We start from the raw sequence: 16,344 nt of genomic DNA, 5'->3' as shown, positions 1-16,344 counted from the left end.
GCCCCGCCGCGCCGCTACGACGTCCTCAGATGTCCAGGTCGGACACCTGGTACACGGCCCGGTACTCCAGGCCCTCCTTCTCCACGCGCTCGCGCGCCCCGCGGTCCAGGATCAGCGCCGTCGCGACCACCTCGGCCCCGGCCTCGCGCAGCGCCTCCACCGCCGTCAGCACCGAGTTGCCGGTGGTGGACGTGTCCTCCAGCGCCAGCACCCGGCGGCCCCGCACGTCCGGGCCCTCGATGCGCTTCTGGAGTCCGTGCGCCTTGCCCGCCTTGCGCACCACGAAGGCGTCCAGCCTGCGGCCGCGCGCGTGCGCGGCGTGCACCATCGCGGTGGCGACCGGGTCGGCGCCCAGGGTCAGCCCGCCCACCGCGTCGAACTCCAGGTCCGCCACGTTGTCCAGCATGACCGACCCGACCAGCGGGGCGGCCTCCCCGTCCAGGGTCACGCGGCGCAGGTCCACGTAGTAGTCGGCCTCCTGCCCGGAGGACAGGGTCACCTTCCCGCGCACGACCGCCTTATCGTTGATCTGACGCAGGAGTTCATCACGTTCGCTCATGATCCATGAGCGTAGAACACCGGGCGGCACCGCACGTCACCGCGGCGCCCGGGCGGAGGGACCGCCATGCCGAACACCCCGGGAGCCGTCCGGGTCGAGATCACCGTGGACACCCGCGAGAACGCCGACCGGCTGGCGGAGACGGCGGTCGGGCGCCGCCTCGCCGCCTGCGCCCAGGTCGGCGGACCGGTCACCAGCCACTACCGCTGGGAGGGCGAGGCGCACCGCGACCAGGAGTGGACCGTGGTGTTCAAGACCGCGCAGGACCGCCTGGACGAGCTGACCGCGCACATCGTCCGCGAGCACCCCTACGACGTCCCCGAGGTGGTGGCGGTGCCCGTCGTCGGCGGCGAGCCGGCGTACCTGGCCTGGGTGGTCGACGAGACCCGTCCCGACGCGGACGGCGAGCGGGGCGCCGCCGGGTGATCGCCGTCCTGCTGCCCCCCACCCTGGGACGCCCCACCCGCCTGCCCGGGCTCGGCGGGGCCCTGGCCCCGGCCGGGATCACCCCGGTCCGGATCGAGGTCGGCGGCGACGAGCTGCCGCCGCACGCCGCCCGGTACGTGGCCGCCGCCAGCCTGGAGATCCGCCGCCTGGTCCCCCCGGACGCCCCGACCGCCCTGGTGGCGGAGGGCGACGCGGGGCCGCTGGCGGGCGCCCTGGGCGCGGCCCAGCGCGCCGCGCACCGGCCGGTGTTCGGGTACGTGCTGGTGGACGCGCTGCTGCCGCAGCCGGGCACCGCCACCCGCGCGGACCTGGACCGGACCCAGAACCCGCGGGACGCCGCGCCCCCGCCCGCCCCCGCCGGGGAGCCCGAGGGGTACCGCACCGAGACGCTGCCGCCGTCCGCGGACTGGCCGGACGCCCCGTGCGGCTACCTGCTCACCGACCCGGCCCGCGCGCACGCCGCCCGGCTCGCCCGGATGCGCGGGTGGCAGGTGCGCGAGTGCGCGCCGGAGGAGGCCGCCGCAGAACTGGCCGCGCTGCTCCGGGACCTGCGCGGCACGGCCTGACAGGGGAGGCCCGGCCGCGCCGGTGGGTGCGGCGCGTTGTCCACAGGCTGGGGAAAACGGGGTGACTCCGCCTCCCGCGTCCGGGACCATCGGGTCATGATCACCGACCATTTCCCGCTCCTGGGGCTGCGCGTGCGCACCCCGCGGCTGGAGCTGCGCCCGCCCTCCCTCGACGACCTCGCCGCCCTGGCCGACATCGCCGCCGAGGGCGTGCACGACCCGGCCGAGATGCCGTTCATCTTCCCGTGGACGGACCTGTCCCCGGCCCGGCGCGCGCTGTCGGTGGTCCAGCACAACCTCGGGGTCTACGCCCGCTGGACGCCGGAGGACTGGCAGCTGCCGCTCGTGGTCGTCCACGAGGGGGCGGTGGTGGGCGTCCAGGACATGCTCGCCAAGGACTTCGCGGTCACCCGCCGGGTCGCCAGCGGCTCCTGGCTGGGGCTGAAGCACCAGGGCCGGGGCATCGGCACCGAGATGCGCGCCGCGATGCTGCACCTGGCCTTCGAGGGGCTGGGCGCCGCGGAGGCCGCGTCCGGGGTCATCGAGGGCAACGTCCGCTCCGAGCGGGTGTCCCGCAGGCTCGGCTACCGCGCCGACGGCGTCGGGGTGTACGCGGTCCGCGGCAAGGCCGCCCGCGAGCTGCGGTTCCTGCTGACCCGCGAGGACTGGGAGGCGCACCGCCTCGACGTCCCGGTCACGCTCTCGGGGCTGGAGCCGTGCCTGCCGTTCTTCGGGCTGGGCGAGCTTCCGGAGTGACGTACCGGGGCTCACCGGTCACCCGTCGGGTACGGTTCTGAACCGACGGAACCACCGTGACCGCCGTGAGGCGGCCGGTGACGAGTCGGAAGGAACCCCCGTTGCACGCTCACCGTCCCGCCGCCGCTCCGGCGCTGACCCCCGTGCTGCCGCCGGGGCTGCGGTTCCCGTACGCGATCGGCCGGCCGGGGCCGAACGAGCCCACCGGTCCCCGGCCCGGCCTCGACCCGGGTGTCCAGGTCCCGCCGTCCGTCCGGCGCACGCCCCCGCGCGCCGAGCGGGCGGCTCCGGGCGCCGGACCGGTCCCGGTCCGGGGCCCGGCTCCGGGCGCGCCGCCCCGGACCCGCGCGGTGGACGCCGTCGCCGCGGCCTTCCTGGCGGGGGAGCCCCGCCCGGGTGCGGTCCCCAGCGGCCCCCGCCGCGCCTGGTTCGACGTCCCCGACCCGCGCCGGACCTGAGGACCAGCCCCGCGGGCCCGGGGCGTTCCGCCGCACGCCTTGTCGGACGGGCGGTCCCGCCCGGGCGGGCGACCGCCTCCCGGTGGCCGGGGCCGACCGGGCATCCCGCTCCGGCCGCCCCGCCTTCGGCGCCCGCCCGCCCAGGGCGACCGCCCACCGGGCCCGTCGCCCGTACCGGAGGCGGCGGCTCCGGGCGCTGCGGTCAGGGGGTGAGGGTGGTGTCCTGGTCGCGGCCCGCCTCGGGGAGGGGAGCCCGCAGCATCCCGACCAGGCTCACGAGCATGCCGGTCAGGATGCCCAGGCCGGTGAGCACACCGCTGACGAACGGGGCCCATTCCGCGGTTCCCATCGCCACCAGGACCAGCCCGGCCGCCCCCATCGCGGAGATGTACAGGGCGGCGGCGAGGATCTGACGCATCCGCCAGTACCAGGCCAGCGGCAGGAAGTGCAGCCCCACGACCAGGGCGATCCAGGCGATGTTGGCCTGCCAGGGCGCCTCCAGCAGCCGCAGCACCTGGATGCCGCCGAAGATCAGCACGACCTCCACCAGCACGACGGTCCCGTAGAACGGGCCGAACCGGAACGCGGGGCCGGGCCCGGCCCCCGTCACCGGCGGGGCCGGCCGGCGGGAGAGGGCCACCGAGAGCACGATGACCGCCACCAGCGCCGCCACGGCGAGGACGCGCAGCACCAGCCCGACGGCGGACGGCAGAGGCGGGCCGGCGTTCGCGAGCACGAACGCCAGGCCGAACCCGGCGCCGATGAGGAAACCTGTGAATTGACGCATGGGGCGAACCTAGCCCCCGGGCGTTCGCCGCTCGGCCCCGGTGCCCCGGAACGGGGCGGGGCCGCGGTTCAGCCGACCCGGACGACCACGGAGCGTGCGAACCGGTCGTGCAGGCAGCGCCTGCGCTCCTTGTCGCGCAGGGACCAGAGCACGTTCGCCAGCGACCAGGGCAGCAGCCAGTTGACGGGGTTGGTGAACCCGGGCGCGAAGCACAGCGCGCGCAGCAGGGCGCGCCCCGCGGGCAGCCTGCCGCCGCCCTCGGCGCGCACCACCCACAGGCCCAGCAGCATCTTGCCCACCGAGCGGCCCCACACACCGACCTGGAACCACTCCCACAGGATCGGGGACAGGGCGAACGAGAAGACCGCCCCGATCTGGAAGGCCAGGTCGGCGGACCGCCCGGCGATGTCCCCGCCGCCGATGATCACGGCGGTGAAGGTTGTGGCCAGCATCAGCAGGAACCACAGGACCGCGGCGATGAGGGTGTCCAGGAACCGGGCGGCGAAGCGCTGCACGGGCTCGGCCAGCCCGACGGAGGGCTCGGCCGGGTTCCACTCGGTGTGGTGGCGGAGCCCGGCGGGCCGCGGCGGGGGGCCGTAGCCGGGGTGCCCGGGATGCACCGGGTACCCGGCGGGCGGAACGGGGTGGCCGGGGTGGACCGGGTACCCGCCGTGCGCGTACGGCACCGGGGGCGGTCCGGGCACCGGGGGCCTGGGGGCGGGCGGCAGCATGGTCGGCGCACCCGGCGCACCCGGCGCACCCGGCGCACCTGGTGCCGGCGGGGTCTGCGCGGCGGGTGCCGCCGGGGGAGCGGGCTGCGCCTCCCGGGCGGGGGTCGCGGCTCCTCGGGGAACGCCTTCCCCGGGAGCGGACACCGCGTGGGCGGCCGACGGGTACACGGCGACTCCGGCCGGTTCCTGCCCGCGCGGCGCGGCCGCCTCCTCCGGCGCTCCGGTCGGCGGCGCGATGCCGTCGAGGGCGTCCAGTTCGGCGTCGCTCTCGGGGGCCCGGGGCTCGTCGCCGAGGTGGTCCGGGAGGGTGCCGCGGTACAGGCCCGTGCCGTCGATGTCGATCGTGCCCGTGCCCGAGAGCGAGAAGCCGCCGCCGCGCTCGTACATGCGGATCAGCGGCTCGAAGAGGTCCGGCAGGTCCGGCAGCGGAACGCCGGCGTCCCGGGCCGCGGCCAGGTGCAGCGCCCAGGCGCAGGACCTGCCCACCGCCGGGAACCGGTCGACGACCGCCGGGTTCTCCAGGACGCCGCTTACGACCCCCTCGTCGGCGCGCACGCCCGGCGCGGCGAACTCCGCGACGTCGTAGAACGGCCACCCCTTGCCCTGTACGGCCCGCGTCCACAGCGCCGCACGCCGCAGGTACTCGCGCATCAGCGCCACCCGCGACCGGGTGTGGTCGAGGTTCCCGTTCCAGTCGATCGCGCGGATGCGCGCGGCCAGTGCGTCGACCGCGGCGGTGCCGCCCGTCGCTCCTCCTCCGCTCACTGCTCTCCTCGGTCCCTCAGCGCCGTCTGGATCAGCTGCGTGGCCCCACCGCGGGTCACCCACTTGCCCCGGCCGGGCGGCTGCGCCGCCGCGTACACCCGCGGCAGGATCTGCCCCTCGGACCGGTCGCCGGCCATGACCAGGGCGCTCGTGCCGATCTCCCGGATCGCCTGCACCAACGGCTCGTACATCCCGCGCCCGGCGCCGGCGACCCGGCGGGCCACCACGAAGTGCAGGCCGATGTCCCGGCCGTTGGGCACGAAGGGCACGAACGGCGCCAGCGGCTTCTGTCCGGCGGTGGTGAGCACGTCGTAGTCGTCGGCCAGCACCACGATCCGCGGGCCCTTGAACGATCCCGGTTCCAGCGAGTCGAGGTCGCCGTCCTCGGGGATGCGCGACTCCACCTCCTTGGCCACGCCCCCGGCCAGCCCGGCGCACACCTTGGGGGTGCTCGCGTACCCGCCCATGTACTCCTCGGGCACCACGTTGCGCAGCGTCCGGCGCGGGTCCATCACCGCGAACACCACCTCGTCGGACGAGTACCGGGCCACCAGGCCCTCGGCCACCAGCCGCAGCAGGTTGGTCTTGCCGCACTCGCCGTCGCCCAGCACCAGCAGGTTCTGGTCGCGGTCGAACAGGTCCAGCAGCACCGGGTCCAGCGCCCGCTCGTCCACCCCGATCGGCACCAGCCGGGGCTCCGACTCGGGGGTGGGCAGGGTCCGCACCGACAGCCGGTGCGGCAGCACCCGGACGCTCGGCGCCCGGCGGCCGCCCCAGGCGCCGTCGACGGTCCGCACCGCCTTCTCCACGGCCTCGCCCAGGTCCTCGTCGGAGTCCACCCCGTCGATGCGCGGCAGCGCCACCTGGCCGAACAGCTCGTCGCCGGTGAGCGCCCGCCCGGGGGCCTTGGCGCTGATGGTCTCGGCGAGCTTGCGGTCGATCGTGGACTCGGACGGGTCGTTGAGGTGCAGCTCCACCTTCTGTCCGAAGTTCGACTGCACGGCGATGCGCACGTCGTTCCAGCGCAGCATGCCCGCCACCACGTGCACGCCGAACCCGCCGCCGCGCTGGAGCAGCTCGTTGACCATGCCGTCGATGTCCTCGAAGTCCTTGCGCAGGGCCCCGAACCCGTCGATGACCAGCAGCACGTCGGCGCTGGCCAGCTCGGGCACCTCGCCGCGGGCGTGCATGCGCCGCAGCTGGGCCACCGAGTCGATGCCCCGCTCCCGGAACACCTCCTGGCGGTGCTCCAGCATGCCCCGGATCTCCTCCACGGTCCGCCGCACCCGCTCGACGTCGGTGCGCGCGGCCACCCCGCCCACGTGCGGGAGCGACGACAGCGACTGCAGGCCGCCGCCCATCAGGTCCAGGCAGTACACCGCCGCCTGCTGCGGGGTGTGGGTCAGCGCCAGCGACAGCACCAGGGTGCGCAGCATCGTGGTCTTGCCGCTCTGCGGGCCGCCGATGACGGCGACGTGCCCGCCCGAGGCGGTCAGGTCCAGCTTCCACACGCCCTGCCACTGCTTGGTGGCGTCGTCCAGCAGACCGACGGGGACGCTCATGGGCGAGTGCCCGCCGGGCAGCCGCAGACCCTGGTCGGTCTTCTCGGGGGCGCCCGCCATGGTGTCCAGGGAGGCGGCGCCGGGCAGCGGCGGCAGCCAGATGGACCGGGTCCGCTCGCCGTGCCGGTCGAACTGGGACACCATCACGTCGAGCAGGGTCGGGCCGACCGTCCGCGTCGGCATCGGGCTCTCGTCGCCCCCCGACCGGACGGCCCCGGGCCCCTCGGGCGCCGTGTTGTACGCGGTGTAGGGGCGCACCGCCACGACCCCGTCGGACTCCGACTCCTCCGCCACCGGGCCGCGGTAGGGCCCGGACACGTACCCGGCCTTGAAGCGCTGGTACACGCTGGTGTCCACCTTGAGGTACCCGAATCCGGGCAGCGACGGCAGATGGAACGCGTCGGGTGTGTTGAGGACGGTGCGGCTCTCCTCCTCGGAGAACGTGCGCAGACCCAGCCGGTACGACAGGTACGTCTCCAGCCCGCGCAGCTTGCCGCCCTCGATGCGCTGGCTGGACAGCAGCAGGTGCACGCCGATGCTGCGGCCAATGCGGCCGATCGACAGGAACAGCTCGATGAAGTCGGGGCGGGCGGTCAGCAGCTCGCCGAACTCGTCGATGATCACCAGCAGGTGCGGCAGCGGCGGCAGGCTCGGGTCGTGCTGCCGCTTGTAGGTGTAGTCGCCGATGTTGGGGACGTTCCCGGCATCGCGCAGCACCTGCTGGCGGCGCTGCACCTCGCCGGACAGGCTCGCGTACACCCGCTCGATGAGCGCGGCGTCGTCCTCCAGGTTGGTGATCACGCCGGCGACGTGCGGCATGTTCTCGAACGGCGCGAACGTCGCGCCGCCCTTGTAGTCGACCAGCACCATGCTGACCCGGTCCGGCGAGTGCCCGGCCGCCAGCGCCAGCACCAGGGTGCGCAGCATCTCGCTCTTGCCCGAGCCGGTCGCGCCCACGCACAGCCCGTGCGGGCCCATGCCCAGCTGCGCCGACTCCTTGAGGTCCAGGACCACCGGCTGGCCCATGTCGTCCATGCCGATGGGCACCCGCAGGAACGCCCGCTCGCTGCGCGGCGCCCACAGCCGCTGCACGTCCATGTCGCCCGGGTCCTGGACGCCCATCATCGCGGTGAAGTCGACGGCGCCGCCCTCCTGGGCGGTCTCCTCCACCGACTCCGGGGACAGCCGCAGCGGCGCCAGCATCCGGGCCAGGCCCGAGAGGGTGGCGGCGGGGACGTTGTCGACGGTGCCGACGGTGACCACGGGGTCGGAGCCGCGCAGCTCCTCCACCTTCACCCGGTCGCCCTCGACGGTGATGCGCACGCTCACGTCGCCCGGCTCGTCCACCTGCCGGGACACCAGGTGCAGCACGGTGACGGCCAGCGCCCCGGGGTCCACCGCGTCGTCGGGGCGGACCAGCTCGGCGGCGACCTGGCCGTGGGTGTCGTGGACGACGAGCAGGCGGCGCATCATCTGGTACGCCTCCCGCTTGCCCATGCCCCGGCGCACCTCCGACGCGAAGTCGGTGCGCGCCCGCAGCTCGTCGGCGAGCAGGCCGCCCAGCTCGGCGGGGGTGGGGGCGATGAGCCGCACCGCGGCCCCTCCCTCGCGCCGCTGCGGGTCCAGTACCTGCGGCAGCCACGGCAGCCACTCCCAGTCCGCCGCGTTCGCGGGCGGGTAGGACACCGCGAGCCCGGCGTCCTCGGGGGCGTGGAACGCGCCGAACTGGGCGACGAGCGCCCGCACCAGCCGCATGACGTCCTCGCGCTCGCCCACGACGCTGACGTTCCCGGCCATGTCCAGGGGCAGCGTGAGCGGCATCTCCGGGATGGTCGCGAACCGGCGGATGGCCGCCTGGGCCTCCGACAGCATGAACGGGTCGGTGGGGGTGAGCGCGGTGCCCTGCTCGGCCAGCCGAAGCAGGCGCCCCTCGGTGAGGCCGGTGCCCACCCGCACCCGCAGGAAGTCGCGGTGCCTGCGGCGGCGCTCCCACAGCCGGGTGGGGTCGCGGACGACGTCGTACAGCGCCTCCGGCGGCGGGTCCAGCAGGCGGGCGTGCGACCGGGTGGAGTCCTCCCACTCGGTCAGCTCCTCGCGCAGCTCCTCCAGGTACTGGAGGTACAGCTCGCGCTGGTTGCGGCGCTGACGGCCCACCTGGCCGCGCCGGGAGAACAGCATGCCCAGCGCCGCCAGCAGGGCGATCACCAGGACGACGCCGCCCAGCGCGATGAACGCCGGGTTGCGCATGACCATCATGATGGTCATCGACCCCATCATGCCGACCATCGGCAGGATGGTCATGAGGGGGTTGCCCTGCGCCTTGCCGTCGGGAAGGGTCGGCGGGGCCTCCACCTCATGGGGCTCCTGCGCCGGCGCGGGGTGCACGGTCCTGGTCGGGCGGTGCACGACGCGAAGACTCATCGGCGTTCCTCTCGGCGGTGCAAGGGGGCGGAGGTGCTGGGGGAGGCGGGGTGCCAGGGGCTCGGGAGAACCCTACCGAACCGGACCCCTCTGACCATTCGGTGCGTGCGGCCGCGATGACTCACGGAGAGGGCGCCGGGCCCTCCTCGAAGCCCCGTTTCGGAGAGGGGCGGGAGCCCTCGCCGGAGGCCCGCCCGCCGGCCGTCGCGGAAGCCCCGTCAGGGGTGCCGTCGGGGGTGCCGTCGGTCCCGCCGCCGTCCTCGCCGCCGGGCTCCGCGCCGTACCCCCCGTCCGGGTGCAGGTGGGCCATCAGCTCCCGGAACCGCACCCAGGAGTCCTCCTCGACCCCGGTGCCCACCTGGTACCAGAACGCGGGGGTCAGCGGCGGCCCGAACGGCAGCGGCCGCACCGGCGCGCCCAGCGCCCGCCCGGTGCCGATGACCGACACCGCCTCCTGCCCCACCGCCATGCCCACCGGCAGCGGCAGGCCCGTCCAGTGCGGCGCGTAGGTGAGGTCGGCGCGGCCGCCCGCACGCCGCACCGTCATGGTCCGCAGCACGTCCCGCGCGGTGAGTTCTTTGACCAGGGAGTGCACCGCCGACAGGTCCGGCTCCTCGCCCTCGGGGTACCCGACGGCGAACGTGATCGCCTCGCGCACCCCCGACGCGGTGCGGCTCACCCGCACCGTGCCCGCGAACGGGCGGACGCCGTCCTCGCGCACGCCCTCGGGCGGGCCGGAGAACGCCGCCCAGGTCTGCCCGGGGGCGCGGTTGCGGGCGGTCCGGGTGAACACGGCCCGCCGCCACTCCTGGGCGAAGGGCTCGGCGGTGCCCCAGACCGAGGGGAGGGCGCCGCCCAGGTGCTCGGCGAGCAGTTCCACGGAGGCGCCCAGTACCAAGCCGTTGTCGGCCGGGTGCTCCACGTTCAGGTCCACGTGCAGCCGGCAGCCGCGGTCGGCGCCGTCGGCGCGGAACTCCTTCGGCGGGCCGCCGGGCCGCGCGTCCTCGTCGACGGTGAAAGCCGCCCGCTCGTCCCAGCGCAGCGGGACGCCGGAGAAGCCGTCGTAGTAGGTGCCCGCAGGGGTCTGGACCACCCAGCGGGCCGCGGGGGTCTGGAGGATCGACCGCAGCGCGTGGGTGAGGCGCGAGGCCGAGGGGGTGACCACCTGGAGGCGCAGGCCGCGGCGGCCGTGCCGGGCCATGGCGTCCACGATCCAGGGGGACAGCGGGACCAGGGGGCGGTCCTGCACCACGACCGCCGCCTGCTCGGTGAGCGCGGTGACGGCGGGGTGCTCGGTGGCGCCCTCCAGGAAGGGGGCGTCGCGGAGCAGCGCGGGGGCCGGCTCCCACACCTCGCCGCCCAGGCGTTCGGCGAGGTGGCGGACGAACCGGCCGACCACGCCAGCGGTGTCCGTGTCGGCCAGTTCCGCGCCGCGGGCCTCCACCCAGTACGGCTGGGCGGGCAGGTCGTCGGCGATGCCGTCGGCGAGCAGGCGCTCGGCCTCGGCGGACAGCGCCAGCCGCTGGGCGGCCTGGAGGGAGGCGACCACCCGGCCGTCGGCGTCGCGGAGTTCCACCACGGCGCCGTCGGCGACCAGCCGCACCCTCAGGTCCGGGCCTGCCGCTGCGAGCGCGGCGATGAGGGCGCGCCGGTCGGGTGCGCCGGACAGCAGGGCGACCGCGTCGTGGCTCAAGGGGTCTCCTCAACACTCGTGAACACTCGTGGGGCCGTGGGCGGCCGGGTACCGGGTGGGATACGCGGAGTGTCCGGAAGGTTCACGCTCCCTCCCGTGCGCCGGGGGCGCCCCGGCACCTCCGGGCACCCGGTTCCGGGAGGGACGCACATCACCCTCCCCGGTGTTTCCGCAGGTCACCGGTGTCCCGGAAAACCGCCCGACGTAAACGGTTTCCTTCTGTCCACAGGCGGTGAAACCATCAACGCCGAACGAACATCCCATACCAGTGTCCGGCCCAACGGCGGACGAACGATCGTGAGAGGCCCTGAACCGCCGTAGGAGGAAGCACCGTGAAGTTCGAGCTGGTCGAGCCCGCCGACTGGGAGGACCCGCCGCAGGCCGCTCACGACGAGCCCGAGCCGGTCCCGGCCGCCGGGCCGATCCGTGTCGCCGCCGGGCACGCCCGCGAGCGCTTCCGCGCGCAGGCCGACGCCCTCCAGGCCACGCTGGGCCGCATGTGGGAGGTCATCACCTCCGCGCAGGCCCGGCAGCCGGTGGTCCTGCCCGCCGACGCCGTGACCCCGGCGAACTTCCGCCCGGGCGCCTTCTCCTCCCGCGACGCCTGACCGGGGCGCCGCACCGTCCACCCCCTCCGACCCGTACCGGGACCGCCGGGTCCCGCCCCCGCCGGCCGACCGCCGACCGGCGCACACGTGAAAGGAGCAGTCCGTGTCGCAGTGGAACATCCAGCCCGCAGCCGTGGGCGGTGTCCTCCAGGCCGTCGCCGGCCACCTCGGTGAAGAGGGCAGCGGCGAAGGCCTGGTCGGCGTCATGGAGAGCGTCGAGGACCACCTGATGGACTGCGGCGAATACGCCAAGAGCGGCATCATCGGCATGGCCCTGGGCGAGTTCGCCGAGCACTACTTCGGCATCATGGGCGACATGGCGGGCCTGACCATGGCGGCCGTGACCGGCGCCAGCGAGGCCACCACCCATTACATGAACGGCAACCTGGAGATGGCAGAGGAGGCCCAGGCCAACGCGGGTGTGATCCCGGAGCCGGAGCCGCCGCCCCAGTACGGCCCCTACCAGGCCGTCTAGCACCGGACCGCGACGCCCGCCCGCACCCGCCCCCGCGGCGTCCTCGGCGGGAGAACACCCGGCGGCCACCGGTGGCCGCCCCGACGCTCCCGAAGTGAAGGGACATCCCATGAGCAGCACCACCGCGGTCAGCGACCTCGCCGTCCGCATCCACGCGATCGACTGGAACGGGAACCTCGACCACACCCGGTCGCGGGTCTCCCTGATGCGCGAATACCTGCGCCGCGCCGCCGTGTGGACCCGGACACTGGGCGCCAAGGGATGGCCGTTCTACGACATCGCGGAGTTCGCCGCGCCGGGCGTGCGCGCCGCCGACGAGGTCGTCGAGGGTGTCCTGGAGAGCCCGGCGGTCATCGAGCAGTACCCGACGGTGGGCAAGTCCTGCGTCTGGGCTCTGCACCTGGCGGCCGCCCGGGACGCCGGGGTGTCCCTGCCCGCCCTGCCCGACCCGTTCGAGCCGCTGATCCGCATGTACGAGCGCGGCGGCGGCTTCTCCCTGTCCCTGACCGGGACGATCGACATCGACGGCGCGGGCCTGTACCGCGGCACCCTGCTGGACCACCTCGGCGACGAACCCCGGGCCCCCGAGACCGACGCCGAGCTCGACGCCCTCGACGGCTGACCCTCCCGGTGCCGTGCGCGGAGCGCGCGGCACCGCACCCGACCTCCTCCCGCTTCTCCCCACCCCGGTGCCAGTCCCCACCGGCCACCCGGAACCGCAGTGCCCGACTCCCACGGTCCGCCCAGGGCCGTACCGGACACCCCGCGGATCCGACCCTCAGAACCAGACCCCCGGGAAGCGCCACGGCCCCCGCCCCGACCGGCGGCCTTCCCCCGGAACAGGCAACGGTGGTCACCTTGTCCGACCTGATCGATCCGAGCGGCTTCCCCGTTCCCGAGACCCTCACCTACTCCCTTGACGCGGTCGCGGCCAAACTGAAGACGGACGGCACCGACCTCACCGACACCGCCGCCGACATCACCGGCGCGTGGGCCGGGCTGGAGGGCATCTACTCCGCGCCCGAGGACCAGGACCTCTTCACCGTCCTCAACCCGCTCACCGGCGACGGCGACGAGGTCTCCACGGCGCTGTCCAGCGCCTCCGACGCGCTCAGCGACTTCGCCGAGACGGTCCGCGGCATCAAGGAGCGGTGGGCCACCCTCAAGTCCGACTCCTACGCGTTCCTCAACAAGATCGAGGGCGACGAGGACTGGCGCGACGGCGGCGGCTTCCTGTGGTGGAAGACCGAGAGCCCCGAGGTCGCCGAGCACAACGCCCTGCTCGACCGGGCCGCCGGCCTGCTGTACGAGTTCGAGGAGGCGGAGCGGACCTGCGCCAACGCCATCACCGGGCTGTTCGGCGGCACCACGTTCATCGCGCAGAAGGCCGACGGGTCGGTCACCGCGGGCGAGGGCCAGTTCGTCTACGGGTTCGACGCGCCCCTGGAGGGCGTCCCCATGGAGTGGGGGGCGCCGCAGACCACCGACCACGCCTGGTACAACGACTTCGGCGACGCCGTCGGCGACTTCTTCGTGGGCATCGCCGAGGACGTCGGCGGCATGGTCGGCGCGCACGGGCCGAACGGATGGTTCTCCGGCAACTGGGGCGACAACCTCTGGGACTACTGGGGCGGCACCGTCGAGGGCCTGGGCGCGCTGGTGGGCGTCGGCAAGGACGAGAACGGCAACTGGGGCTGGTCCTGGGAGACCGCGGGCAACGCCTGGAAGGAGGCGGCCCACGCGGTCGTGCCGTGGGAGGAGTGGGGCGACCGGCCCTGGTACACCATCGGCACCGCGCTGCTGAACGTCGGCGCCGTGGTGGGCGGCGCGCTGCTCACCGCCACCGGCGTGGGCGCGGTCGTGGGCGTGCCGCTGATGGCCTGGCGCGGCGCCAAGATCCTCAACTCGGTCGGCGGCAGCCGCACCCCGGACGTGCCCGACCTCTCGGACTTCCCCGGCGGCATCGACCCGTCGCTGCTGTCGCGGATCCCCCGCTTCGGCGACGGGTCCTTCAAGCCGCTGGACCTGAGCGACGTGGAGGGCCTCGACATCAGCGCCGCCGACCTCGGCCGGATGAACGAGGCGCTGGAACGGCTCAACAACTCCACTGCCGACCTCCCCGGCGGGACCGACAACCGCCGTACCACGGACACGGGCTCCGAGCCCGGCGGCGAGACGGGCTCCACCCCGCGCGGGACGACCACCAACGGGTCGGATACGGAGACGGAGAACACCGACCGGCGCAACAGCGGATCCGACTCCGACGAGACGGTCGACCCGACCGCCGACCAGCTCGACGCCGGCCAGGAGTTCCTGGACGGCATCGACCCGGAGTCCCGCCGCGAGCTGGAGGAGGGGCTGAACAACGAGCAGGACCGCTGGGTCGCCTCCCAGGAGGTGCCCGACGACGCCTCCTCGATCACCGACCCCGACCGGGTCGAGGTGGACGGCGCGGGCGACGGGATCAACGCCCGCAACGACGTCACGGTCGACAACAGCGTCGGCGGCGGCACCGGCCTGGACACCCCGCGCGGTGGCACGGCGGTCGTGGACCTGGATTCCGGCTCGGGCCGAGGCGGGAGCACCGGCGGCGGCTTCGACGGGACGGACGGCAACGGCAACGGCCTGCCGGACGGCCCGGACGACCTCACCCCGGACGGCGACGCGACCCCGGACCGCACCGACGGCACCGACACGGAGCGCACGCCGCGGGAGTACGTCCAGCGCGCCGGCGGCTCGGAAAGTGCCGACAACCCCAGGTCGAACCTCGAGGAGGGGCCCGGCTTCTACGATGCCGACGGCGACCACATCGATGTCGGCCACCGGGACGAGACCGGCACCTACTTCGACGCCGAGGGCAACCGGTACGTCGACGTCCCGCAGAGCGCTCGGGCCCTGGAGCAGTACAACGAGATCCGCGATAACGATGGGGACGTCGACCGGATCTCCGAGAACACCGGTTACGACTCGAATGTGCTCGAGGAGATCAAGCAGCACCTGTTCTTCCGCGAGCACCCGGACGTTCCGGTGCCGCCGGACGGGACGACGCTGCGTAGCGGCCGGTTCGCCCCCATGGACCACATCGCCGACCTGTGGCGCAAGGCCGAGGCGGGCACCCTGGACCCCTCGGAGGCCAACGCCTTCCGCCAGTTGGTGATGCACGAGTACGTCGAGGCCCGCCTGATGGACGAGGGGGTGCCCTACCGCTCCCGGGACCCCGAGCTGTGGCACGACGACTACTACGAGCCGACCCCCGACAGGAACGGCGCCCACGACGTCGCCCCTCTGGAAGGGCGGGACGACAACTTCGCCCTGTGGGACAAGTGGGGGATCCCCAAGCCGGACGCCGACTTCGAGGTCGCCGACGACATGTCCAACCTGGACCGTGTCGCGGAGAACGCCCTCGAATGGTGGCGTGACCGTAACCTGCCCCAGACCCCGGAGGCTCTGGAGACCCACCGCTGGGGGACCTCGCCGCAGGGGCACCGCCAGTTCCTGGAGCACTTCAACAGACTGGTGAACGACCCGAACAGCGGTGTCCTCGAAGAGTTCTACCGCCCCAAGGACGGCCACCGGATCAGCCAGTACACCACCGTGGGTCCGGAGAAGTTCCCGCTGCCCAAGCTGACCCGCCTGGACGAGAACAGCCCCTGGGTGGTCCAGGACACCCTTCCGACCCCTGACCCGCCGGACTACCTCGGCGGTGTCAACAAGGCGCCCGTCGTCAAGTACGACGTGGAGAGCAACCCCTCGCACGCTCTCGACTCCCTCGCGGAGAGCCGGGACAGGGCGATCACCAGGGACACCGAAGCGGCACGGGAACTGAAGCGTCTCGAGGACAAGTACAAGAACCAGAACACCGAGGGCGCCAACGCCCCCGAGGAGCTCCAGAGGGCTCGGGAGGAGTACACCGAAGCCCACCGGGAGATGATCAGGATCACCGAGGACTACGGCGAACGCAGCGCGGAGGTCGCCGTCCGCGAGCAGTTCAACGGCAGTTCCCCGGAACGTCCCATGCTCTCGGAGAACGGGCCGGTCGAGATGCCCGACACCGTGCCGCGCAACGGGAACCACCAGTTCGACCAGATCTGGCGGACCCAGGACGGTGGGATCGTCGTCGTCGAGGCCAAGAGCAGTCAGGGCACGACCCTGGGCTCCCGTCTCGTGCCTGATGGTAATGGTGGTGTCAAGCGCGTCTCCCAGGGTACGGAGGAGTACTTCCAGAGCATCCTGGAGGCCATGGAGAGGCGTGGTACCGCCGACGAGATGGAGCTTTCCCCGGACAGTGACAAGTTCACAGAACTCGCCCTCGCGCAGGAGATCAGGAAGGCGATGAGAGAGGGGAAGCTCCATTATGTCGAAGTCAAGGGTAACCCGGTAGTGGACTCTTCCGGGAACCAGAGGTTCGGCGGTTACTCGTTCGCCGAGTTCGATGTGTTCAGGGAAACAGACTGATGAAATATTCCATTGCTCGCCATGATGTCGGACATCCCTACTATGAGAGGGCCGCGCGAAA

At 73.8% G+C, this 16,344-nt stretch carries 13 protein-coding genes; 8 read left to right on the top strand and 5 right to left on the bottom strand.

Going from position 1 to position 16,344, the window contains the following annotated elements:
- Positions 1 to 25: 25 nt before the first annotated feature.
- The gene (pyrE, locus tag K1J57_RS08185; RefSeq protein WP_220563850.1) at positions 26 to 559 is read right to left on the bottom strand and encodes an orotate phosphoribosyltransferase; all 534 of its coding nucleotides are present in this window, start codon (positions 557 to 559) and stop codon (positions 26 to 28) included.
- Positions 560 to 625: 66 nt separating this feature from the next.
- Between pyrE and cutA the strand changes: the two genes are divergently transcribed.
- The 4 genes from cutA to K1J57_RS08165 all read left to right on the top strand — a co-directional run bounded on the left by cutA (position 626) and on the right by K1J57_RS08165 (position 2,786).
- Complete coding sequence (gene cutA / locus K1J57_RS08180; protein ID WP_220563849.1) at positions 626 to 985, top strand: divalent-cation tolerance protein CutA; 360 nt, start codon at positions 626 to 628, stop codon at positions 983 to 985.
- The gene (locus K1J57_RS08175; protein ID WP_220563848.1) at positions 982 to 1,572 is read left to right on the top strand and encodes a hypothetical protein; all 591 of its coding nucleotides are present in this window, start codon (positions 982 to 984) and stop codon (positions 1,570 to 1,572) included. Before cutA ends, K1J57_RS08175 begins: the two co-directional genes overlap by 4 nt.
- Before the next feature lie 96 nt (positions 1,573 to 1,668).
- Positions 1,669 to 2,328 carry a GNAT family N-acetyltransferase gene (locus tag K1J57_RS08170; protein WP_220563847.1) on the top strand — a complete coding sequence of 220 codons (660 nt, stop codon included), beginning with the start codon at positions 1,669 to 1,671 and terminating at the stop codon, positions 2,326 to 2,328.
- Positions 2,329 to 2,429: 101 nt separating this feature from the next.
- Positions 2,430 to 2,786: a hypothetical protein gene (locus tag K1J57_RS08165; RefSeq protein ID WP_220563846.1), complete on the top strand. Its 357-nt coding sequence runs from the start codon at positions 2,430 to 2,432 to the stop codon at positions 2,784 to 2,786.
- Between the two features lie 202 nt (positions 2,787 to 2,988).
- Here K1J57_RS08165 and K1J57_RS08160 read toward each other — a convergent pair whose 3' ends face one another.
- The 4 genes from K1J57_RS08160 to K1J57_RS08145 form a co-directional block, all read right to left on the bottom strand.
- Positions 2,989 to 3,573, bottom strand: a complete 585-nt coding sequence (locus K1J57_RS08160) for a hypothetical protein (RefSeq protein WP_220563845.1) — start codon at positions 3,571 to 3,573, stop codon at positions 2,989 to 2,991.
- A 68-nt stretch (positions 3,574 to 3,641) separates the two neighbouring features.
- Positions 3,642 to 5,069 carry an RDD family protein gene (locus K1J57_RS08155; protein WP_220563844.1) on the bottom strand — a complete coding sequence of 476 codons (1,428 nt, stop codon included), beginning with the start codon at positions 5,067 to 5,069 and terminating at the stop codon, positions 3,642 to 3,644.
- A complete protein-coding gene (eccCa, locus tag K1J57_RS08150; RefSeq protein WP_220563843.1) occupies positions 5,066 to 9,052 on the bottom strand; it encodes a type VII secretion protein EccCa in 3,987 nt (1,328 codons plus the stop codon). Before eccCa ends, K1J57_RS08155 begins: the two co-directional genes overlap by 4 nt.
- Positions 9,053 to 9,173: 121 nt before the next feature.
- Positions 9,174 to 10,745 (bottom strand): DUF6177 family protein, encoded by a 1,572-nt coding sequence (locus K1J57_RS08145; protein WP_220563842.1) that lies wholly within the window; start codon positions 10,743 to 10,745, stop codon positions 9,174 to 9,176.
- Between the two features lie 332 nt (positions 10,746 to 11,077).
- Between K1J57_RS08145 and K1J57_RS08140 the strand changes: the two genes are divergently transcribed.
- The 4 genes from K1J57_RS08140 (at position 11,078) to K1J57_RS08125 (ending at position 16,283) form a co-directional block, all read left to right on the top strand.
- The gene (locus K1J57_RS08140; RefSeq protein ID WP_220563841.1) at positions 11,078 to 11,353 is read left to right on the top strand and encodes a hypothetical protein; all 276 of its coding nucleotides are present in this window, start codon (positions 11,078 to 11,080) and stop codon (positions 11,351 to 11,353) included.
- Between the two features lie 103 nt (positions 11,354 to 11,456).
- Positions 11,457 to 11,828 (top strand): DUF6507 family protein, encoded by a 372-nt coding sequence (locus K1J57_RS08135; RefSeq protein ID WP_220563840.1) that lies wholly within the window; start codon positions 11,457 to 11,459, stop codon positions 11,826 to 11,828.
- Between the two features lie 109 nt (positions 11,829 to 11,937).
- A complete protein-coding gene (locus K1J57_RS08130) occupies positions 11,938 to 12,450 on the top strand; it encodes a hypothetical protein (protein WP_220563839.1) in 513 nt (170 codons plus the stop codon).
- Between the two features lie 236 nt (positions 12,451 to 12,686).
- On the top strand, positions 12,687 to 16,283 hold the full coding sequence (locus K1J57_RS08125; protein WP_220563838.1) for a hypothetical protein: 3,597 nt from the start codon (positions 12,687 to 12,689) through the stop codon (positions 16,281 to 16,283).
- Positions 16,284 to 16,344: the final 61 nt, after the last annotated feature.

The organism is Nocardiopsis sp. MT53 (assembly GCF_019598965.1).
Lineage (GTDB): Bacteria > Actinomycetota > Actinomycetes > Streptosporangiales > Streptosporangiaceae > Nocardiopsis > Nocardiopsis changdeensis.
Note: the sequence above shows the minus strand (reverse complement) of the source record. Positions and strands in the feature narration are given on the sequence as shown.